At 39.8% G+C, this 23127-nt stretch carries 17 protein-coding genes; 11 read left to right on the top strand and 6 right to left on the bottom strand.

Annotation, left to right across the window (positions count from 1 at the left end):
• Positions 1 to 15 precede the first annotated feature (15 nt).
• Both V7L01_RS12155 and V7L01_RS12160 read left to right on the top strand, forming a co-directional pair.
• Positions 16 to 627, top strand: a complete 612-nt coding sequence (locus V7L01_RS12155; protein ID WP_335035016.1) for an ATP-dependent Clp protease proteolytic subunit — start codon at positions 16 to 18, stop codon at positions 625 to 627.
• Between the two features lie 185 nt (positions 628 to 812).
• A complete protein-coding gene (locus V7L01_RS12160) occupies positions 813 to 1433 on the top strand; it encodes a J domain-containing protein (RefSeq protein WP_335035018.1) in 621 nt (206 codons plus the stop codon).
• Positions 1434 to 1593: 160 nt separating this feature from the next.
• Here V7L01_RS12160 and V7L01_RS12165 read toward each other — a convergent pair whose 3' ends face one another.
• Together V7L01_RS12165 and V7L01_RS12170 are read right to left on the bottom strand one after the other, a co-directional pair.
• Complete coding sequence (locus V7L01_RS12165) at positions 1594 to 2793, bottom strand: aminotransferase-like domain-containing protein (protein ID WP_335035020.1); 1200 nt, start codon at positions 2791 to 2793, stop codon at positions 1594 to 1596.
• A 373-nt stretch (positions 2794 to 3166) separates the two neighbouring features.
• Positions 3167 to 3307: an NUDIX domain-containing protein gene (locus tag V7L01_RS12170; protein ID WP_335035022.1), complete on the bottom strand. Its 141-nt coding sequence runs from the start codon at positions 3305 to 3307 to the stop codon at positions 3167 to 3169.
• 789 nt (positions 3308 to 4096) lie between these two features.
• Here V7L01_RS12170 and V7L01_RS12175 point away from each other — a divergent pair.
• The 3 genes from V7L01_RS12175 (at position 4097) to V7L01_RS12185 (ending at position 8583) form a co-directional block, all read left to right on the top strand.
• A complete protein-coding gene (locus tag V7L01_RS12175; RefSeq protein WP_335035023.1) occupies positions 4097 to 4906 on the top strand; it encodes a basic amino acid ABC transporter substrate-binding protein in 810 nt (269 codons plus the stop codon).
• Between the two features lie 292 nt (positions 4907 to 5198).
• Positions 5199 to 7193 (top strand): serine/threonine phosphatase, encoded by a 1995-nt coding sequence (locus V7L01_RS12180; RefSeq protein ID WP_335035025.1) that lies wholly within the window; start codon positions 5199 to 5201, stop codon positions 7191 to 7193.
• Positions 7194 to 7302: 109 nt separating this feature from the next.
• Positions 7303 to 8583 (top strand): FHA domain-containing serine/threonine-protein kinase, encoded by a 1281-nt coding sequence (locus V7L01_RS12185; protein WP_335035027.1) that lies wholly within the window; start codon positions 7303 to 7305, stop codon positions 8581 to 8583.
• Between the two features lie 84 nt (positions 8584 to 8667).
• Here V7L01_RS12185 and V7L01_RS12190 read toward each other — a convergent pair whose 3' ends face one another.
• The gene (locus tag V7L01_RS12190; protein ID WP_012407469.1) at positions 8668 to 8886 is read right to left on the bottom strand and encodes a DUF4327 family protein; all 219 of its coding nucleotides are present in this window, start codon (positions 8884 to 8886) and stop codon (positions 8668 to 8670) included.
• Positions 8887 to 9805: 919 nt separating this feature from the next.
• Between V7L01_RS12190 and V7L01_RS12195 the strand changes: the two genes are divergently transcribed.
• The 5 genes from V7L01_RS12195 to V7L01_RS12215 all read left to right on the top strand — a co-directional run bounded on the left by V7L01_RS12195 (position 9806) and on the right by V7L01_RS12215 (position 17580).
• Positions 9806 to 10204: a tetratricopeptide repeat protein gene (locus V7L01_RS12195; protein WP_335035029.1), complete on the top strand. Its 399-nt coding sequence runs from the start codon at positions 9806 to 9808 to the stop codon at positions 10202 to 10204.
• 35 nt (positions 10205 to 10239) lie between these two features.
• A complete protein-coding gene (locus tag V7L01_RS12200; RefSeq protein ID WP_335035030.1) occupies positions 10240 to 11583 on the top strand; it encodes an FkbM family methyltransferase in 1344 nt (447 codons plus the stop codon).
• 128 nt (positions 11584 to 11711) lie between these two features.
• Positions 11712 to 15191 carry an FkbM family methyltransferase gene (locus V7L01_RS12205; protein ID WP_335035032.1) on the top strand — a complete coding sequence of 1160 codons (3480 nt, stop codon included), beginning with the start codon at positions 11712 to 11714 and terminating at the stop codon, positions 15189 to 15191.
• The gene (locus V7L01_RS12210) at positions 15188 to 16861 is read left to right on the top strand and encodes an O-linked N-acetylglucosamine transferase, SPINDLY family protein (protein ID WP_335035034.1); all 1674 of its coding nucleotides are present in this window, start codon (positions 15188 to 15190) and stop codon (positions 16859 to 16861) included. Before V7L01_RS12205 ends, V7L01_RS12210 begins: the two co-directional genes overlap by 4 nt.
• Positions 16862 to 16947: 86 nt before the next feature.
• A complete protein-coding gene (locus V7L01_RS12215; RefSeq protein ID WP_335035035.1) occupies positions 16948 to 17580 on the top strand; it encodes a transposase in 633 nt (210 codons plus the stop codon).
• Positions 17581 to 17712: 132 nt separating this feature from the next.
• Here V7L01_RS12215 and V7L01_RS12220 read toward each other — a convergent pair whose 3' ends face one another.
• The 3 genes from V7L01_RS12220 to V7L01_RS12230 all read right to left on the bottom strand — a co-directional run bounded on the left by V7L01_RS12220 (position 17713) and on the right by V7L01_RS12230 (position 21443).
• A complete protein-coding gene (locus V7L01_RS12220) occupies positions 17713 to 19932 on the bottom strand; it encodes an O-linked N-acetylglucosamine transferase, SPINDLY family protein (protein ID WP_335035037.1) in 2220 nt (739 codons plus the stop codon).
• Between the two features lie 187 nt (positions 19933 to 20119).
• The gene (locus tag V7L01_RS12225) at positions 20120 to 20671 is read right to left on the bottom strand and encodes a type IV pilin-like G/H family protein (RefSeq protein ID WP_335035038.1); all 552 of its coding nucleotides are present in this window, start codon (positions 20669 to 20671) and stop codon (positions 20120 to 20122) included.
• Positions 20672 to 20876: 205 nt separating this feature from the next.
• Positions 20877 to 21443: a Uma2 family endonuclease gene (locus V7L01_RS12230; protein ID WP_335035040.1), complete on the bottom strand. Its 567-nt coding sequence runs from the start codon at positions 21441 to 21443 to the stop codon at positions 20877 to 20879.
• A gap of 180 nt (positions 21444 to 21623) precedes the next feature.
• On the opposite strand from V7L01_RS12230, the gene trxB reads away from it, so the two are divergent.
• A complete protein-coding gene (trxB, locus tag V7L01_RS12235; protein WP_335035041.1) occupies positions 21624 to 22994 on the top strand; it encodes a thioredoxin-disulfide reductase in 1371 nt (456 codons plus the stop codon).
• Positions 22995 to 23127 lie beyond the last annotated feature (133 nt).

The following is a 23127-nucleotide window of genomic DNA, read 5'->3' on the forward strand; positions in this document are numbered from 1 at the left end:
AAAACGGAGTAAATCATGCCTATAGGCGTTCCTAAAGTTCCTTACCGGATGCCCGGTGGACAATATACAGATTGGATTAGCATCTACGATCGCCTTTACCGGGAACGGATTATATTCTTGGGGCGAGATATTGATGATGAAATTGCCAATCAAATTATCGCTGTAATGCTGTATCTGGATTCAGACGATCCAGGTAAAGATATTTATTTATACATCAATTCCCCCGGTGGGATGGTTACATCTGGCATGGCGATTTTTGACACCATGCAACATATCAAATCAGATGTGGTGACTATATGCGTGGGTTTAGCTGCTTCAATGGGGTCTTTCCTGCTAGCAGCTGGCACCAAAGGCAAACGCCTAGCATTGCCTCACTCACGGATTATGATTCACCAACCTTCAGGTGGCACCCGCGGACAAGCAACCGATATCGAAATTGAAGCTAGAGAGATTCTGCGGATTCGTCACCAGCTCAATGGAATTTATGCAGATAAAACTGGTCAGACCATAGCAAAAATTGAAAAAGATATGGATCGTGACTTTTTCATGTCTGCCGAAGAAGCAAAACAATACGGTTTAATTGACCGTGTGATTGAAGAACGAACCTCGGTAATAACTGGGGAGTAGGGAATAGGGAGATGAGGGAGATGAGGGAGAAATAACTCCTAACTTCTAACTCCCCGCTCCCTTCCCTAAACAAACTGTCAACATTGAACTTTAAAATAGCAAATTAGCCCTTATTATTAATAGTTCAGGCGTGAAGCAGATAGCTGATAGCCTATAGCTGCATATTCGATAGCTCATAGCTCAAGATGGATCTTGGAGATTGCTACCGTTTATTGGGTTTAAGATCGGGAGCCTCTTTTGCTGACATCAAAGCGTCTTACCGACGACTGGCGCAGCAATATCATCCCGATATTAACCCAGATGACAACAAAGCCAAAGATAAGTTTATTGCCTTGACAGAGGCTTATAAACTCCTGCTGACGGTAGTACTGCCAGAGGAAACAGTCGGACATTCAAGCCAGGTGTCAACTGGGTATGATGACACCAATGCAATGCATCGGCAGAAAACACCAGTAACAACGGTGACAACCCAACAACCACCGAAACCAAAGCCGCCTAATCTATTGGAAATAGAAAAGCGGCTGAAGTGGAAGACTTATGAGCAATTACAGCGATTTTTGCAAGAAAGACGATTTCCGCAAGCGATCGCCCTGGCGGAAGCTTTAGCAGATCGTTTGTCAACAGATGCAGAAGTCCGTCAATGGCTAGCGATCGTTTATCAAATTTGGGGACGAGCGTTAATTTCTGAAAACCAGCCGCTCAAAGCCAGAATCTATCTCAAAAAAGCTCTGAAAACAGACCCCCATAATAAAAGTCTCTGGTATGAAGTGCAGCGCGATTTTCAACGCTTGGAACAAATTTTTTAAAGATTTACAAAATTTCAAATTTGCTTAAATCTCGTTTCCTAGTCTCAGAAGGAAATATTTTTCGCTGCGGTTCTGCCGTTGAGATGGAAGACGCAAGCCTTCCAAAGGGCATTCCCAGCCGGAGGCTGGGAACGAAGTACAAATTACGAATTCCTGGTCATTACCGCCATCCGCGCAACACTGCTCCCAAGGTGGCAATTCCTTCGACAATCTTCTGTGTTGGCTGAAAGCTAAAAGCTAACCTGATGGCATCATCCCCCTGCCCATTGGCGTAGCAGCGAGTCCCTGGCAGAAAACTGATGCCATGTTCGCTGGCAGCCATTAGAAGCGCTTTGGCGCTGATGTATGACGGCAATTTACACCAAACGAAAAAGCCACCATCTGGTCGTAAGGCAACTATATCACTGGGAAACTCTTGAGCGATCGCTTCTAACAACAAATTACACTTATGCTTGTAGCAGGCGATTAGCTCCTGAATGTGATTATCTAGTTTGCCTGTGGCACAGTAGCGGGCAACCACATGGCTAACAAAAGGCCCCACAGGCCCCTCACTTTTGAACATTGCCAGCCGCTCAATAATCGCTGGATCGCCACAAGCCCAGCCCAGGCGGATACCAGGTGCAATAATTTTCGAGAAGGTACTCACATATAACACCCACCCTTCCTGGTCGAGACTTGCCAGGGAGGGCACAGCTTCTCCTCGGAAGCGCAAATCGCTGTAAGCATCGTCTTCCACCACTACGACGCCATACTCAGCGGCTAACGCTACCAGTTTTTGGCGGCGAAATAACGGCATAGTAGCGCCTGTGGGATTGTGAAAGGTCGGGATAGTATAAATAAACCGGGGTCGGATGCCCTGTTTCTTCAAGTCGTTCAATGTTACTTCTAAGGCATCTACATCCATCCCCAACTCATCCACAGGAATAGTAATTAGGCGTGCACCAGCGTGGATAAATCTACTAACTACTCCCAAGAAGGTTGGCCCTTCCACAATTACCACATCACCAGGTTCGACAAACACATCTGGTAGTAAGCCCAGAATCTGACCAGAACCGTAGCCAACGATCAGGCGATCGCGATCGGCAGCGATTCCTTTAGCCTGCAAGCGGAGGATAATTTGCTCGTATAGTTGATCTGAAGGTGGCCCGTAATTGAGGGCGATCGGAGCCTCTTCTAAGAGCACATTAGCACTTGCAGCAGCCAAGTCGGCGTGGGGAAAGAGAATTGGGTCAGCTAAACCGTAGGCAAAGCTAACAGTAATAATTTTGGTTAACTCAGTGCCGTAAGTTGGTGGTGTGAGGTTTCTAGCTCTTTCGGCGAACAAATCAGCAATTTGGTAAGCAGAAGTAGTAGGAGCCATAGAGCGCAAGTTGTCTTCTAGGTTTATGAATATATCAGCATTTTCGGGAAAAAATACTGATAGTCAGCTTTATTCTAAATCCGAATAATTCTACCGTGTTTTCTAAGTCAAGTTTGGCTAATGTCTCAGAGGATATCTCAACCAACAAAAATTTCAAACCATTTTTGAATTGAGCATTTTTAACCTTCTGGCATTTTCAATATTTTGACTTCTTCAAAAGTAAAATTCCCACATCTTTATGCTCCGAATTATGAGTAATCTCTAAAAAAGCTTCTGGATAACAAGCATTTGTAATAATTAAAATATTAATATTTTCATAAATACGATCCACCCAACTATTTAAAATAAGTTCTGCCTTGACATTTAAGCCCAATTATTCTTTAATTTCTATGATACAGCAACATTCTGGATCTTCGCCTAGTTCCAACTTCCCTTCCGGTAGCTCCCATTCATCGCACTCATTTTTCAATAAAATAACTTTTGGTTCCTGACAAACTACACCTTTTACCGACACAGAAAATTTGTAAGTTTGATTTTATTGAATAATTGGAATCTTTTTCTGAATATTATTCATTAATTATAATATATAAAAAAATATTATAAAATGGGCTTTCTCTCTGCGCTTGGAGTAGCACCTGGCGTTGCTACAACGCTCTTAAACCGCACAACGCACTGGTTACTATGTGTGAGATAAAAAAATAGTTCTATAACAAATGCATTCATCTGAAAATCATTGTACTACAAGCCACTAACACAAAAACTATCAGTGCAAATAGTAAATATGTATATAGCAATCGCTGCAAACTTGACATAAGTTACATTAATCAACCCCTGCGGCAATTAAAATCCAAAATTTATACAGAGCAATGTGGTAACTCAAAAAATATATGTTTAACAGGTGTGGGTAAAAGTAAAATTCAAAAACTTTTTAAGTCTTTTAAGATTTTTTTTACTGGTATGTTGATTTCCACCATAATGTACTACCTTTATTCTGGGGTTTAGAAGCTGGAAATCTCCCTAAAGCCATTAAAATAACGGTAATCCGACCAACTTAACGTAGTACTTGCTGAGTAAGAACATCTCACACCTAGCTAGAAAAATCAAGAGGCACACTTGATATGGAAAGAATTGAGTATGAGGCATTGAGCAATAATCAATAGTTCTTCTTCCCCAGTTCCCAGTCCCCCACGCTTATTTTGGACTCGCAGGCCCCAATGAGCCTCGCTTGACTTCTACTCAAGCACGAGATGAAACCAGAAATTAGGTACTCGGCTAATAACTAATGATTAATGATTGTTGACTCATGACTATAGTTAAATTGATTAACTTGAAATGGCGGCAGCTAATTCTGAGCTTAAGCTGTTTGCTACTGCTTATAGCCTGTAACAATTCTTATCCAACTATAATAAATCCAGGTGTTCAATCTCTCAAAGTGGCGACAGACCCGACCTTTATTCCCTTTGAATTTCAAACGGCTAGCGGCAACTTGGAAGGTTTTGATATTGATTTGATGAATGCGATCGCTAAAGTAGCAGGTTATGCAGTCCAGTTTGAAAGTCTGCCCTTTGATGGCACGATCTCAACTTTGCAAGCCAAAAGAGTCGATGCAGCAATTAGCGGGATTACGATTACCGCTGAACGCCTCAAAACAATTGCTTTTTCCAGACCTTATTTTAAAGCCGGACTAGCGATCGCTGTACGCGAAGACAACCAAAATATTAAAGACTTCAAAAGTCTCCAAGGTAAAAAAATTGCTGTACAAATTGCTTCTACTGGGGCAGATTTTGCCAAAACCATCCCCAATGCCAAAATTAGTACTTTTAATTCTGGGCCAGAATTTTTCCAAGACTTGCTCAATGGCAATGTTGATGCTGTGGTTAGCGATGCTTTCGCTACTTTGTATGCCATTAAAAATGGCAAACTCAAAGGCATCAGAGTTGTTGCCGATTTGCTTACCCAAGAATACTACGGCATTGCTACACCCAAAGACTCTCCTCATCTGGATGCAATTAACAAAGGTATAGCGACTTTGTTATCCAATGGCACTTACGAGCAAATTTATCAAAAATGGTTTAATGCCGAACCTCTACAATTGCCAGACTCTTGGTTATAGGGCATTGGGAAGAGGCAAAAGTAGGGAGTAGAGAGCAGACGGGAAAGAGGTAATTTTGTATTCTCCCCCTTGCCTCCTGCTCCTCTGCTTCTTCCCACTCCCCATTTATAAGGAATTGGCTACTAATATATTAAATATTTATCTAATATGCGTCACAATTAATACTGCCACCAAAATTCATTGATAAACTACAATCTCTTGTAGGTCTACTGTAGTCAGGGACAGCCAATTGTGGCACCTTGGATCTTAGTGGCTAGAAGCACCTTGGAACGGGAATAAAGGAACTTCCACTATGCTGATTTGCCCTCAGTGTAAATTTGAAAACCCCAATAGCAACAAATTCTGCCAAAGCTGTGGCACGTCCCTGACTCACAAGGTCTGTCCTGAATGCAGTACCGATGATGTACCTGTGAATGCACTACGTTGTCATAACTGTGGCACGGAATGTGGAACAGTGTTTTGGGCAATTATTGCTAAGGAAACGACTGGGGAAGGTTTGGGAGTACAGCGGGATGAAGGAGATATGGGAGTAGAGGGAGATGAGGGAGCAATATCCTGTTCGTCTCCTCTATCCCCTAGTTCTCAGATTGCATTAGGCTCCTATTTAGACTCCCAAGAGCGCTATCAATTGTTGGATATACTACCTGCACAAACGGAAACTGCCACTATTACGGATGTAGGTGTGAGAGTTCTAGACTGCCAGCCGTATCAAATATCACCCATTGAGGCAATACTAGCAAGTCAGGAATCAGATTTGATAACCCCATCAGTGGAAGCAAGTGGAATTCCTCGCCTTGCTAAACTTTATATTGCCTTACAATCCCAAGATCGGCGGGGGATACCGCCGATTCATGATGCATGGCAGCAGGGTGATATGCAGGTAGTAATCATCGAAGACCGCTCGCATTGGCAGCCTTTACTCGACCTGTGGCAAGAAGAAACAACGAGTTCGTTAAAAATTTTACACTGGTGTTATGAAATGACCCAACTTTGGGCATTATTGGAACCAGTAAATTGTCGTCAAAGCCTTTTAGATTTGTCGAATTTGCGATTGGATGAAGACCAAACGCTGGCGCTACAAAGGTTGTATGTGGAATCATCGAATTCTCAGCCTGCCACCGAGTCTTCAGAAGATGCCGAAGCCCAAACATCTGCTATTCCAGAGCAAGTATTAACAATTCAAGCTTTGGGGCGGGTTTGGCAAGCGCTATTTAGACAGTCTCAACGCACTCAATTTGGCTCTGTAGTTCAGATGTTGGGGGATTTAGAACTAGGTAAAATTGAGACGCTTGCACAGTTGCGATCGCGTTTGGAAAAAATCTCTGTTGAACTGGAAGCACTAGGAACCGCAACTTTGCCCCCAATAAAGGAGAAAAATACTGCTGTGCCCACTATCCCGGAATCAGATGAGCCAGAAGATATCATTAGTAAAGCTGATGATATGCCAACTGTTGTGCTGGCGATGCAGTTAAGTAGCCTAGAAGATGCAGGACGCACAGATGTGGGGCGTCAACGTCATCATAACGAAGACTACTTTGGCATTGAAACCAAAATTCACAAGCTGGAGTTGCCCAAAAGTCGAGTCCTGCAAGCGCACGGTTTGTATATTCTCTGTGATGGTATGGGTGGACACGCTGGCGGCGAGATAGCCAGTGAGTTAGCAGTCAACACCCTAAGGGAATACTTTCAAGAACACTGGATTGCCAACCAACTGCCAACAGAAGATAGCATTCGTGAGGCAGTGTATTTAGCTAATGAGGCGATTTACAAGCTCAATCAACAAGATGCCCGTTCTGGAGTTGGGCGTATGGGTACAACTCTGGTAATGCTTTTAATTCAAGATACTCAAGCAGCTGTTGCTCATGTGGGAGATAGCCGTCTCTATCGCGTGACGCGCAAGCGGGGACTAGAACAAATCACAGTAGATCACGAAGTTGGGCAACGGGAAATTACCCGAGGGGTGGAAGCAAGCATAGCTTACGCCCGTCCTGATGCCTACCAACTCACCCAAGCCTTGGGGCCCCGTGACGAAAACTCGATTAATCCCGATGTCGGCTTTTTTGAAATCAATGAAGATACTCTTTTGCTGTTGGCATCAGACGGTCTATCAGACAATGATTTACTAGAAACCCATTGGCAGAGTCACTTAGAACCCTTACTTAGTTCTGGCGTTAACTTAGAACGGGGCGTTACAGGCTTAATTGATTTGGCGAACCAACACAATGGTCACGACAACATTACTGGTATACTTATTCGGGCAAAAGTACGCCCAAATCTAGAAAGTTAAAAATAAATGGGACTGGGGACTAGGTACTGAGTATGGGGTACTGTAAAATACTTCTGATTCCCAATCCCTAATTCCCAACCCCCGATCCTCTTACCTTATAGGTTGTATTGTGGTTAGTCTGACCCTGTTAGAACCGCAACAGAAAACGCCCCTCCAGCAGTGGTGCTTTGAGAACTCTTCCATAATTCGGATTGGTCGAGCGGCAGATAATCACGTTGTTTTAAGTGATAGTTTAGTTTCGCGGCATCATCTAGAACTCAGACAAGTCGATTCTGCCCAAAATGGCGGTGGTTGGCAGGTGATTAGTAAGGGTACAAATGGGACTTTCCTCAACGGTATCCTTGTGATTCAGGGTCCTTTACCAGATAATTCTCTTTTGCAATTGGCACAGGGAGGCCCAATACTGCAATTCCAAATTCAGGAGGCAACAGTATTAGAAACTGGTTTGCGATCGCAACAACCAGGGACTGAAGAAAACGCTGCCGCAACAGTCTACTCAGCCCAAGGTAGAGCAATTTCATCCTCCACTTGCACGCACGAAGGCAACTCCCCAAACAATCTGTTTTGTATCCACTGCGGTCAACCTCTCTCAGTGCAACAGAAAATTCGCCATTATCAGGTGTTGCGAACTCTCGGACAAGGAGGTATGGGTACTACTTATCTCGCTTGGGATACGACTGGTCAGATTGCGGGTATCCCACAACTGCTGGTGTTGAAGCAAATGAATGCTGATATGGTAAAAATTGCCAAAGCTCAAGAATTATTTGAGCGAGAGGCGTATACTCTTAAATCCCTTAACCATCCTGGAATTCCCAAGTATTATGACTTCTTTGTAGAAGGTGGAAAAAAATACCTGGCAATGGAACTAATCCACGGACAAGATTTAGAGAAACGTGTCTATACCACTGGCCCAGTGACGCCAAGCCAAGCGATCGCTTGGATGATCCAAACCTGCGATATCTTAGACTATCTTCATAGCCAAGAGCCTCCACTAATTCACCGCGATATTAAACCCGCCAATTTAATGGTGCGAAGTTCAGGAAATCGCATTGTAGTGCTGGATTTTGGCGCAGTTAAGGAAATTGGCACAGCCCCCGGTACTCGAATTGGTGCAGAAGGTTACTGTGCTCCCGAACAAGAACGAGGACAACCTTTGACTCAATCTGATTTGTATGCAATTGGGCCAACGCTGATTTTTTTGCTCACAGGGGAAAACCCGTTCAAGTATTACCGCCAACGAGGGCGAAACTTTAGGTTTGATGTGGCAAAGGTTCCCACCATTAGTTCCCAGTTAAGAGATGCGATCGATCGCGTTACAGAACCATTGCCACGCGATCGCTATCAAACTGCAAAGGAATTAGCTGCGGCCTTAGCTGCTTGTAAAGTTTAGAGAGTAGGGAGTGTGTAGAGACGCGATTAATCGCGTCTATCGAGTGGTGAATATTAAAAATTCCCATCCCCTAACCCCTATTCCCTACTCTTCATCCCAAGTTTCTACAGCTAGCAATTCACTAACTGGGTCTTGCATACTAAAGCCAAAGTCCAGCAGTTCCTGTTTCCAGTGCTGCCATTCATTACCGTAAAGCAAAGCGATTTTCCAGATGCTATCGCTTGGCTTGATAATATTCGATTCTATGAGTGATTGCACGTTGCGCTGCAATTTCACCATTGGGTGAATCACTTGCTGAGTCATAACCTCGATTGAATTCAGATTTTGTTGGTAAATGCTTAATTAAAACTGCTTCCCATTCTGCAATTGTTGCCGGCCCGTAGAGTGGTGTAATTTGGCAAAGCTAGTCTTAACTTTTTAACTATACCATAACAAACTCTACTAAGTTACTGGTAAATTCGGTTTTGTACGGTAATTACCACCACAAAACTCCAATTTCACCAAGTAGTCCTTAAACTTTTTGCAGAAGGCAAACAAAGGTTCCGGGGGAAGGGTTAAGGGATGAAGGGGTAAAGGATTTATGTTTCCCCATTTCCCTTTAACCTTTCCCCGTTTTCTTTTTCCTCTTAACCTTTAACCTTTCTTCACAAGAGTGCAACAGTACCTTTTGTAAGAGATATATTGTGGACGCCGAGCAGAATAATTAGTCCTTTGGAAAGTTGCACTAACTAGTGTGACTGTGGATGACTGGGAAAATTCTATTTGTTTGAATCACGCAAAATATGTTTGCTTATAGAGGAAGCCATAGGATACGGGCTACTTTGAAAGTTTTTGAGAGATCGGGAAATTTGCAATTGAGTAGAAATGTCTACTATTTCTGTTTATTTAAATGTTATTTACAATATCGCAAACATCTAGCATTAGGCAAATTAATTGCAAATCTTTATATAATTTTAATATTTTCCCTAGAGAAATTAAGATTTGGAGGGTTGTCTTGTTTAAGCGCAGAAGAGGGTTTTGCTTTGAAACATAGGAGCGATCGCCTGGCAAAAATGTTGGTGCAACCTTGGTTTACCATAAAGTTCCCTCGGATTCAGAGTCAGCATTTGAATTTTGTGTAAAAATTTTCTAGCGAAGATGTTAGTTTCTGTTGGGCAGATGGGTATCCTCAGAACGGGAGGGTTGCTGACACCTAGCTATTTATTACAGCAATAATTTATACATGCCTAGCTCAGGGGAAGAATATTTAATTGCCCGCAAAAAGCAGATTGAGCGGCGACGAAAAATTGTAACGATAGTGTCGATGTTCTCGTTTTTTGGTTCTACGGTGTTTGCAATAATTCCGGCAATACAACAGGCTAGTCAACCTAAGCCAGCAACTGCATCTGCTTCTCCTGAGTCATTATTACAACAACAGGCACAAGGCTACGAGTTGGTTTTAAAACGGGAACCAGAAAACCTAACAGCGCTGGAGGGATTGGTAAATGTGCGGCTAAAGTTGAAAGATACTCAGAGTGTTATTGCACCTTTAGAAAAGTTAGTGAAGTTACGCCCTGACAGGTCAAATTACAAAGTTCTTTTAGAGCAGATTAAGAAACAACAAACTAAGAGCAATCAGTAGAACGAATTTGTTGACAATAATTTGGATTATATATTATGGCATTATTTCTACCCAGCTTAAAAAAAAGTGGTCATTTAGAGCAAATTCATATAACAGTAGCTGTAGTCGGATCTCGAAAGATAGCAATACAAGATGACTATGCCAGTCAAGGTTGGCAAATATTTGCACCTAATCTTACTATTTATGGCTTTGATGCCGATGTAGAAGCTTGTGAAAAGGCAAATGCTGAACTTAAAACTAGACAAATTAATTGGAATGAAAAGCATATACCTCTAGCTCTTTGGAAGTGTGAAGGAAAATCTAAACTTTATGTAACCAAAAACCCTGCCTGTAGTTCATTATATCCCCCCAGTAAATATTACATAGAATATTTTGTAGGCAACTCAAAGCTAATAGAATTAACTGATATTCATGAAGTCGAAACAACAACTTTAGATATTTTCTGCCAGTCAGAAAAAATTACTGAAATAGATTTTATTCAACTTGACATTCAAGGTGCAGAGCTTCCAGCATTAGAAGGAGCAGATTGGATTTTAAAGAGCGGAACCTTGGGAATTGTTAGCGAAGTTGAATTTACAGAACTGTACGCAGGACAGCCTTTATTTAGCGATCTAGACCTTTATCTTAGAATGCGAGGTTTTACTTTATTTGATATTCATAATATGAATCGTGATATTCGCAAAATGCCAATAATATCATCCAAACACCCAGGAGCATTAATTTGGGCAGATGCTTTTTACTTTCGTGATTTGCTCCGCGAAGATTTGAGTATAGATATTAAAACACCTGAGAAACTTTTTAAACTAGCTTGTATTGCTGATGTTTTGGATTTTCCTGACTATGCTTTAGAACTTTTAACATATCTGACTTTCCAATACGGCAAAGACGAAAAATACAATTTTGCTGATAACATTATCGAGAGTTTAGCTTATGTTCCAGGATTGGTAAAGCAAGAGCAAGGAGAATTGCTAGCTTCTTTACCTATAATTGAAAAAATTCGTGCGTACAGCAGTAGTTATAAATATAAAAATTTTTCCATACAAAAAGATTTACTAAAGCAGGCATACCAATATTTGCTATTGGGAGAATATGAACAAGCAGCAAGCATTTACGAAAAAGCAATAGAGCTTGAACCTAACGTAAAGGCTAATTATTGGTACTTAGGATTATTACTATTGCTTCAAGATCAGGAAGTAGAAGCACATACAGCTTGGTTTATTGGAATTGCAGAGGGTAAAGCTGAAAAAATTGATATGTGGATAGCAGAACTCGTAGAAGTTCTACAAGCAGAAGCACAGAGGAGAGAAATTATAGGGGATAAGGCATTAGCGTTGAAAATTCATGAAAATATCAACACTATTGCTTCCCAATATAATTAATAGAGTAACAGCGCCCGCTAGACAAATAGCCCAAAAAAACTTAATTGGTATGTCTAATTATACAATCTAGCCAAAATTATCCTCACTAGATTAAATTGTTAACACTCATAGGAGCTAAGTTAGTAAAAATGACATTTATTTCATATGCCCAGAATTTTGAAGATGTTTTACTCAATAGAATATTTAAAAATAAAACAAAAGGGCTTTATATTGATGTAGGAGCCTTACATCCAACTGTTGATTCAGTAACTAAAGCTTTTTATGATATTGGATGGTCAGGAATAAATATAGAACCAATAAAAGAATGCTATAACTTATTTGAGCTAGAGCGTCCGAGAGATATTAATCTGAATATTGCTCTAAGTGATTCAGAAGGCTATCTAGATTTTTTTCAAGTAGTAGGACAACCTGGTAACTCTACTTTAAATAAAGAAATAGCTTATGAAATTGCTAATAAAAAAGGTTTAGATATTTCTCAACATACCATTTTGGTTAAAACTCTAGCGGAAGTATGTAAAGAATATGTCAATCAAAAAATTGATTTTCTTAAAATCGATGTTGAAGGATTAGAAGAAAAAGTTATTTTAGGGGGCAATTGGGAGATATTTAGGCCAACAATATTAGTAATAGAAACTACTTTACCAGGTACGAATGTTCGTTGTAAAAATAATATTCTTAGTTTTTTAATTGCAAAAGGTTATCAACAAGTTTTCTTTGATGGAATTAATGATTATTATATATGTGAGGAGTCAGGTGAATTAGCAAAATATTTCTCTTTTCCTATTAATGTTTTAGATGAATATATAAATTATAGATTGCTTGAAAAACAAATATCAGAGCAAATAATACAATTAAGTAGTCAAGATAAAATAGATACACAATCGGGAAGATTAATTACGCCTAATTCTGGAAAATCAACCACAATATATGAATCTTTTAATAAACAAAATGATTTATCAGTTGTAAATAACGCAGGGCAAATAAAAATAGCCTTAGATATTTCTGTGCTAGGTTTAGGAACTATACTTGAAACTGCAAAAACAGGAGTTTTTAGAGTAACAGAATATCTTTTAAAAGGGCTAATAAAAACTCCTCATTGTCATATCTATTTATGTACGAGCATTCCTAATTTATTTAATGCTTGTCAAATTTATATAAATCAAAATTTTGAATATAAAAATCTTACTTTATTTAACTTGTCAGAACTAAAATATCAAAATATAGATATTTATCACTCTACTTATTATCCTTTACCAAAAAGTATTTACTTTGCTACAAGAATTGTCACAGTTTGTGATTTAATTCCTATTCTTTTTCCAGAGTATTTTAACCATAATTCAGAGAATATGGTTAAAAATAGTATAGATCAAATAGATAAGAATGATTTTGTGTGCTGTATTTCCGAATCAACAAAACAAGATATTTGTAAATATCAAGAAAATCTTAATGTAAAACAAGTATTTGTTACACATTTAGCTGCTGATCAAGAAAAGTTTTATCCTTGCGATAATCATGAATTAATTACCAAAACAAAACAAAAATATAAAATACCAGACCAACCTTATCTCTTAAGTTTATCAACTCTAGAGCCAAGGAAAAATATAGCTCATGTTATCCGTTGTTTTTTGACATTAATCAAAAATCAGCATATTGATGATCTTAATCTAGTATTGATAGGTACAAAAGGATGGCAATATGAAGAAATTTTTGCAGAAATAGATAGATTTAAAGAATTAGAAAACCGAATTATTATTACAGGTTATCTTCCTGATGAAGATTTAGCTCCTCTGTATTCAGGTGCATTAGCATTCATGTATGTATCTTTATATGAAGGTTTTGGCTTACCACCATTAGAAGCCATGCAATGTGGAACTCCAGTCATAACTTCTAATACTTCTTCCTTACCTGAAGTGGTTGAAGACGCCGGAATTATGCTTGATCCTAATGATGTAATAGGGCTTTGTAATGCCATGTTTAAGCTATATTGTGAACCCGAATATAGAGAAAATTTATCAAATAAATCTCTTCAACAGGCTCAGAAATTTAGTTGGGATAAATATGTTCGAGAAACTATCAAAATTTACGAGTTAGCTAAAGAAAAAAACAAAAATTTACCTATTCGTAATATTTTAATTGATGGGGTATTTTTCCAACTATATAAAACAGGAATTGCTAGAGTTTGGCGAAGTCTGCTAGAAGAATGGTCAAAGAGTGATTTCGCTAATAATATCCTAGTCTTAGATAGAGCCAATACTGCACCCAAAATTAATGGTATTCGTTATCGCACAATTGCCGCCTACGACTATAACAACACCGAACTTGATAAACAGATGCTTCAACAAATTTGTGATGATGAAGTAGCGGAATTATTTATATCTTCCTACTATACTACCCCCATTAATACCCCTTCCGTATTTATGGCTTATGACATGATTCCTGAAGTATTAGGAGGAAACTTAAATGATCCTATGTGGCAAGAAAAGCACAACGGCATTAAACATGCATCCGCTTTTATTGCTATTTCTAAAAATACAGCTAAAGACTTAAGTAAATGTTTCTCTGACATACCATTAGAATCAATTACAGTGGCTCATTGTGGAGTAGACTCTCTCTTTTATTCAGCTTCTTTAGATGAAATTAAAGGTTTTAAATATAAATATGGTATTGATAAACCATACTTTCTATTGGTTGGTACTGGAACTGGTTACAAGAATGGTATTTTATTCTTCCAAGCTTTCTCAAAACTAGCTAGTAGATACGGATTTGATATTATTTGTACAGGTATCGGCGGAGTGTTAGCAGCAGAATTAAGAGCGTATGCATTAGGTAGTACTATACATCTTCTCCAATTGAGTGATGAAGAATTAGCTTTAGCTTATTCTGGTGCTGTGGCTTTAGTTTATCCTTCTAAATATGAAGGTTTTGGAATGCCTGTATTAGAAGCTATGGCTTGTGGCTGTCCTGTTATCACCTGTCCTAATGCCTCCATTCCAGAAGTAGTAGGAGACGCAGCAATATATGTGAATGATGATGATGTAGATGAATTGGCAAATGCACTTTGCGATGTGCAAAAGCCTAGTATTAGGAACTCATTAATTACTGCGGGTTTGGCACAGGCGAAAAAATTCTCATGGTCAAACATGGCACGAACCATAAGTTCTGCACTGATTGATGCTACTTTCTTGTCTTTAAAACTTAAGGAAATTAATTTAATTATTTTTCCAGATTGGTCGCAACCAGAAGAATTAATTGGTTTAGAATTGCAACAAGTGATGAGGATGGTATCAACTCATCCTAGTAGTGAAAAAACGACCCTACTTGTCGTTACTGGTAACAGTACTACCGAAGATGCAGAACTGTTTTTATCTAGTGTGGTTATGAATCTTTTAGTGGAAGAAGATTTAGATGTTACTGAAGGATTAGAAATTTCTCTAGTTGGAAATTTGGCTGAGATTCAATGGAAAGCCTTGCTACCTCACGTCTATGCGAGAATTGTTTTAGAATGCGAAGATACAAGCGCACTGAAGGAAGCAAAAGCAGAAACTCTGACATCTTACGAAATAGAAGACTTTAGCCAAGTACAAACTGAACGGTTTTTTTTTGCTTGAGCAATAAATTTTTCAGTGAAGGAAGATGGCAAGAAGCGATCGCACAATATCAAAAACTCCTAGAGATCCAATCAGGTGATGTAGATATTTATTGGAACTTAAGCCATTGCTATAGACGGCTAAATCTGCTAGATGAATATTTTAGTACTCTTCAGCAAGGAATTAAACTTTACCCTAGAGATGAAAGACTACATTTTTCATTAATCATCGATTTGCGACAGAATGGACGTATTCAAGAAGCAATTTTAAGTGCAGATAATGCTGCCAAATGCTTCCCTGATGATTATACTTTTCAACTCCTCAAATATTTAACAGTTCCATCAACATATGAGAATCAGGCGGAAATTAACTTTTTTCGCCAGCGCTACACCCAAGGACTGCAAAATTTAATTCAGCAAACGTCTCTTAAAACTAGAGAAGAACAACATAGTGCTTTAGCAGGTATAGGTCGCCTCACAAATTTTTATTTATCATATCAAGCACAAAATGATATAGATTTACAATGCCAATATGGGAACTTAGTGCATGAAATTATGGCTGTTAACTATCCACAATGGGTCGTTCCTTTATCTATGCCTAAACTTCAGCCTAATAACAAAATTCGTATTGGTTACGTTTCCCATTACCTGCATTCTTATAGTGGAACACTTTGGTTAACAGGTTGGTTGCGTCATAGCAATCATGAAAACTTTGAAATCTACTGTTATTACACAGGAAATGAGCCAGATCAAATTACCCAACAATTTCAAGAATATAGTGATGTTTTTCACCATATTCCTCATAATTTATCAGCAGCCTGCGAACAGATAATTGCTGATAAGCTGCACATTTTAGTTTTTCCTGAAATTGGCATGAATCCGCAAACTATGCAAATGGCAGGTCTGCGGCTTGCGCCTGTGCAATGTACGGCTTGGGGACATCCGGTAACAACTGGCTTACCCACAATTGATTACTTTTTATCTAGTGAGTTAATGGAACCTGAAAATGCCCAAGAGCATTATTCGGAAAAATTAATTCGCTTACCTAACATTGGCGTTTCTTATCCTAAACCATATATTCCACCAGTTATCAAAACCCGCTCAGATTTTCAGCTACCAGATGATGCAGTCATCTATTTATGCTGCCAAGCTCCTTTTAAATACCTACCGCAATATGATTTTATTTTTGCAGAAATTGCTCATCGCGTTCCGCAAGCTAAATTTGTGTTTTTGCGTGGTACTTTACTTCAGGCACGCCTGAAGCTTGCTTTTGCTGCTATCGGTTTGAACAGCGACGATTATTGTCTATTTCTCAGTATTCCAGAGCGACTAGACTATCTAATGATTAACTTACTTTCAGATGTTTATCTAGATACATTCACCTGGTCTGGTGGTAATACTACCTTAGAAGCGATCGCTTGTAATCTCCCCATTGTTACCTGTCCGGGAGAATTTATGCGGGGTCGTCACTCTGACAGCTTCCTGAAAATGCTAGGAGTGACAGATACTATATCTGAAAACGAAGCACAATATATCGAAATTGCTGTCAAGTTAGGATTAGACCCAGCTTGGCGAGGCACTATTTCGGAAAGAATGAGCCAAAATCACGATCGTCTCTTTGATGATAAAGCTTGTGTTCAAGGTTTAGAAGCCTTCTATAAACAAGTTTGTAGTAAGCACTTTAGTGCTTAAATTTGTAATTATACAGGAGGAGGACTAAAGTCCTCACTACGAACTTTTGAATTGTTTGTAGTAGGCACTTTAGTGCTCAAAAATATATGTATGAATATCGCAAGCTTACAACAGAACAAAAAGCTGAACTAGTTGAATATCGCCTAAGCCAGGGTTATCCACCCCACTCTCCACCACATCCTGTACAAGATAAGCAATTTTATCTCTTAACGGCAGCTTGTTATGAGCATCAGTGTCATATACACACTGAATCGCGTCGTCAGCAATTGCTAGATATGATTTTTGATAGGTTTGGTGGGAGTGGAAATGAAGATAGGAGCGCTTCAGCGCTCACTACGAACTTAAGAATTTGTGCTTGGGTTGTTTTGCCTAATCACTATCATCTACTGGTTTATGTTGAAAATTTTGATGTATTAGGTGAATTATTTCGCAAAATACATGGTGCGCTTTCTCGACAGTGGAATATAGAGGACAATATTACTAAGAGAAAAATTTGGTATCGTTGGAGCGATCGCGCTATTCGCTCGGAAAGACATTATTATACAACTGTTAACTATATTCATTACAACCCAGTTAAACATGGTTTAGTGAAATCTCCTTACGACTGGGTTGAAAGTAGTGTTCGCTGGTATTTACAAACTTTTGGACGGCAATGGCTGCGTGATTGTTGGACTCAATATCCAGTGCAAGATTATGGTAAAGATTGGGATAATTTTTAATGTTCGTAGTAAGGACTTTAGTCCTTGTTTTCTAAGCACTGAAGTCCTTACTACAAACTTTTCATTACTAGCTTGACAAAGTACTAGCCCTTATTAATATTTAGTTTGAGGGTTTAAACCTTGACTACGAGCTTATTTTTTCTCAATATACCTCTCCCACATCTGCTCATAAGCCTTTTCCATTTCACGGGTAAACTGTTTACCATTCCACAACGGTGCTGTTTGCCGCGATGTTTTCAGCTTCAAAGCAACTTGCTGGCGTAAAACTTCATCCTTCCCCAAGCGCACACCCCATTCTATATACTCTTCATCAGTCCAGGCAATGCCTTCTGTGATACCCGCATTCATCATCATGGTGTAGCTGTTACGCGCTGCAAACTGTTCGCCGACTCGCGTCACCAAGGGGATACCCATCCACAATGTTTCTAGGGTTGTTGTCGCTCCGTTGTAGGGAAATGTATCTAATACAATATCAGCAATGCCTAAATTAGCACGATGAACTGACTCTGAATGAACTATTGGTAAAAATCGTAACCGAGAACAATCTACACCTTCTTCTTCGGCAATTTGGTAAAAGAAGCGTTTAATTGTTTCTTGCTCACCAAGTCCCTTAATCAAAAAGTAGCTGTTAGGTACTTGTTTGAGAATTTGCATTTGCCACTTTGTGGTTTCTGGATGGCGTTTATATCCTCTTTGGGCGCTGAGATATACAACGGCATCCATAGGAATATCCAAGTCATCGCGGCGGAGAGTTGGCACACCAACTTCAAAACCATCTACTGCTATGTAAGTTTGAGGTAATCGCCAGATTTTCTCTGTATAGTAATTTTGTGCATCATCTGGCAGTACATAAGGATCTGCGATAAAGTAATCAATTGCAGGTATGCCTGATGCATCCCACCCCAGCCAAGTAACTTGAATAGGGGCTGGCTTGAGTGCCATCACTTCACAAGTAATATCTAGAGTGACGCTATCAAGGTCAATTAAAATATCAATTTCATCTTGATAAATCTGGTCAGCAATCTCTAGACCATTCATACCTAATTTACGAGCTTTTCCTGCCTGACTTAGATACCATTCTTGAAGATAATCGTTTACTAATTTGTAGTTAACAAAATAAGTATGAATATCAAATTTATCTCGGTCGTGATGTTGAAATAACCAGCGAGCTAGCCACCCAACAGAATGACTCCTGAAAGCGTAAGATATATAACCAATTTTTAATTTTTTAGTATGGTGTATTAAAGATTGATTATTAATAATTTGACGAGCATAGTTTTTTCCTTCTGATTCAGCAAGATTTTTAATATAATTATTAAAAATCTCAGCTACCTGATTATGAATAGCTCGAAATTCAGCAGGAGCATCTTTAATGTGAGGTATCGCAAAAGATGGCGAAAGTAACCGTAATATTCTTCCTTCTTCTAAAGGAATTCGTTCAGCTTTAATAAACTGTTGAAATACAGTTTTCAATTCTTGATAAGTTGTACATATCTCTTGCCAATATCCCCCTGCTGACATTAGACCCCTTAACAGTAAATGGAGTGCAAAAATTTTATCAGCCAAGCCTTCTGATAAGGAATAACACAACCTAGCTGTCTCTATGCCTTGAGAATAATTACGATCGTCTTGATAAAAAGTTGCTAAGTGCCGCAAAACTTCTACATTATCTGGCTCTAATCGTAAATGCAATTCTAGTAGAGATGCTGCAAGTAAAGGCCGCCGCAAAGTATGGCCAATTTGCAGAGCAGCAGGAAGCAGTATAGAGAAGCATTGATGAGGATCGGAGAAATAAGGCAGACTAGCTTCTATTAAATTCAGATTAATTGGATGTAAGGGGATAGTATTTAAAACTTCTTTTAATAATTGGATTAATAATTCGATATCGATTTCTATATCTTCTTTTGCTTTTAAGCTTTCAATTAATCCCCATTCATTCAAATCATCAATCTCTTCAAATTTTTGCAACTTGATACAAAGTAGAAAAATTTGAAGCAAATTATTTATATAACCAGGATTAATTTCCCGCATGTGCTGGCGAATTAACCAAGCTAGAGAATATTCTGCCAGTGTTTCACGCCTTTCAGCTTCTATTTGTAAAATTTGAAATAGTTCATTTGTCCAAATTTGTAACTCTTCTTCGTCTGCCTCTGTCATTGGCAGCATCCAAGTCATTTGAGCTTCTGCTTCTTGCCCTTGTAATAGCAATAGTAGTCCTAAACGCCAATAATAGGAGATAGTATTTGGTTCTATCGCTATTGCTTGCTCGTATAAATTTGCTGCTTGCAAATAGTTCTCTTGAATGAAGTATTGTTCAGCTTGAGCTTGCCAATTATATATATCAGTAATCATTGTTATTCTCAGAGAAAAAGCTATGGGCAATCTAATTGTGAATAAATCACAAAATTGAAATCAAGTGGATAGAAGAATCTACCCACTTGATAAAATACGTAATTTAACTGAATAAAAGTCGTGATAACAACTTAAGCTTTATATCAAATGTTGTCGGTGAGTAATTTTGATCTACTAACTCACATGTCTACTTAGATAAGCTGGTGTAGTTAGCGGGGCAACTAGTGGGATCAGTGACCGCAGCTGTACCATCTGCACCAGTGTTAACTCTTGCTTTGTCGGCTTCACATAAAATAGCTACAGTAGTAGCTTCACTGGTACCAGATTGAACTGCCACACCCACACCGCCGACATAAGTCTTGAGAGGCGCGGTAGCAACTACTGTTTGTGCTTGGTTGGTTACTATGCTAGCACCAGCACCACCACCATTAATTACATACTTGTAGTTTGTGGTTTGTGTTGCAATACCAAGACCTAAACTACCAAAATCAGCTTGAGACGCAAATGCATTTTTTTCTAAGTAAAATGCTTGTTGGGCGCGGTTCATTGAACCTATGTAGGTTTTAGATTCTGACTGCTTGGCTTTGTTAGCTTGATTCAAGAAAGAAGGTAGGGCGATCGCAGACAAAATACCGATGATAATAATTACTACTAGTAATTCAATGAGTGTAAAACCCTCATTTTCGTTCTTTTTGTTGAGGATGTGTTGGAGAAACTTGGCTTTTAATTCGGTTTTCATAAGTGTTTTCCTGGGGGTAGGAAGTGCTTGTGTGTTGTAGATGTAACTTACCCACCTGCGATCGCTTTCCTATCATCTTCAGAAAAAAACTTTGGGTAAATGGGGTTACACAATCCAGAATCCTTGTATGCCAAATGTTACAAACATAATTAAGCCCCTGGTGTTGACCAAGGGCTAGATTCTCAATTTCGATTGTGGAAGTGTCTTATTCAAACTCAGGTGGCCACAGTTCTGATATTGCCAGTTCCCAACCTGGCAGCAAGTCTGGCAATATGAGCGTGTTGCCATTCCCCAATACCACTGGAGTTTGGTTGATTCGATAAACCGTTACTGTCAATTTGTCAGGGTCAATCAATATACCGACTGTAGACCCAAGTTGCAAAAATAGCTCAATCTTCTCTTCAAGTGGTTTGATTCTGTCACTTTTAGATTTAATCTCAACCATCAAGTCTGGAACCAACTCTACAAAGTCGCGCTTGGTCTTCTTCAGCCGGTCAGCCCGAACAAAAGACACGTCAGGGGCACGCAAGTTTCTTTTTTCCGAGTCATCCTCTTCTATTCTAGGTAATATGAAGCCTGCGCTAGAGCCAGTCACTCGCCCAAGCTTGCGCGACATTACCCAAATATTCAAGAAGGTACTCAACCGAGTACCAATTTCCTCTGACTCGTAGTCTGATGGCCCCATAACTACGATTTTCCCTTCTACCAACTCCATCTGCCATTCTGGATGCTCGGTTTGTAGCTGCTCTAAGTCTGTAATAGTAAAAGACATAACACGACAGCAAATACTCTTATAGCTATCATAAATACTCCTCACACATCAAGCGGCAACCTATGAGCGCTGTCTCTGTATTCCCGATTTTTCTAACTTGCGATCGCTTTTTGCGGGGCGTAGCCAATCACAGTTTGTTATGTTATATTAAACGTAGTCGTTATGAGTTCGTATATTTGCATGACTAACCCTACAGTAGAAAACTTGGTAATTATCGGTTCTGGGCCAGCAGGGTACACATCTGCTATCTATGCCGGACGCGCTAACCTGAAACCCGTTGTATTTGAAGGTTTCCAAGCCGGGGGGTTACCTGGTGGGCAACTAATGACAACCACGGAAGTTGAGAACTTTCCAGGGTTTCCCCAAGGGATTACCGGGCCGGAACTGATGGATCGGATGAAGGCGCAGGCAGAGCGCTGGGGGGCTGAACTATATACTGAAGATGTTATATCAGTTGATTTGAGTCAGCGTCCATTTACAGTGCGATCGCAAGAGAGGGAAATAAAAACCAACAGCATCGTCATTGCTACGGGTGCAACTGCAAAGCGTTTGGGTTTACCCAGCGAACATGAATTTTGGAGTCGGGGTATTTCCGCTTGTGCTATTTGCGATGGTGCGACACCGATTTTTCATGGCGCAGAATTGGCTGTGATTGGTGCTGGCGACTCGGCGGCGGAAGAGTCTATTTACCTCACCAAGTATGGTTCCAAGGTAAATATGTTGGTACGCACCGATAAGATGCGGGCTTCTAAAGCCATGCAAGACCGCGTTTTGAACAACCCGAAAATCCAAGTGCATTGGAACACAGAAGCCGTGGATATCTTCGGTAACGGTCACATGGAAGGGGTGAAAGTCCGCAATACCAAAACTGGTGAAGAGAGCCAACTGCACGCTAAGGGTTTATTCTACGCCGTTGGTCACAGTCCCAACACCTCTCTATTTAAAGGTCAATTAGAACTGGATGAGGTAGGTTACGTTGTCACGAAGCCCGGTTCTGTAGAAACCAGTGTAGAAGGCGTTTTTGCTGCTGGCGACGTGCAAGATCGTGAGTTTCGCCAAGCAATTACGGCTGCGGGTACTGGCTGTATGGCGGCGATGTTAGCAGAACGTTGGTTGTCTTCTAGTGGCTTGATTCAAGAATTCCATCAACAGCCAGAAACAGCCGTTAATGAATTAGAACATCAGCCAGCTAAAAAGACTGAAGCCGAGGAAGAAGCTGGATTTAAATTGGATAGCACGCGCCATGAGGGAGGTTATGCTTTACGGAAATTGTTCCACGAAAGCGATCGCTTACTCCTTGTTAAGTACGTCTCTCCTGGTTGTGGCCCTTGCCATACTCTGAAGCCAATTTTAAATAAAGTGGTGGATGAATTTGATAGCAAAATTCACTTTGTGGAAATTGACATCGACAAAGACCGAGATATTGCTGAAAATGCTGGTGTGACAGGAACGCCAACAGTTCAATTGTTCAAAAACAAAGAACTGGTGAAGGAAGTCAAAGGTGTGAAGCAAAAGAGCGAATACCGCCAGTTGATTGAAAGTAATCTGTAAGAGAATGGGGTATAGGGATAAGGGAGAAATAACCAGTGCCCAATGCCCAATACTCATCCTCCTACATCGCATAGAGGATGTTTGCAAAGTCCTCTTGTGGGTATCAAAAGTTTTAGATCCCTCAAAATCCCCC

It is taken from the genome of Nostoc sp. (assembly GCF_036917095.1).
In the GTDB taxonomy this organism is placed as follows: Bacteria; Cyanobacteriota; Cyanobacteriia; order Cyanobacteriales; family Nostocaceae; genus Nostoc.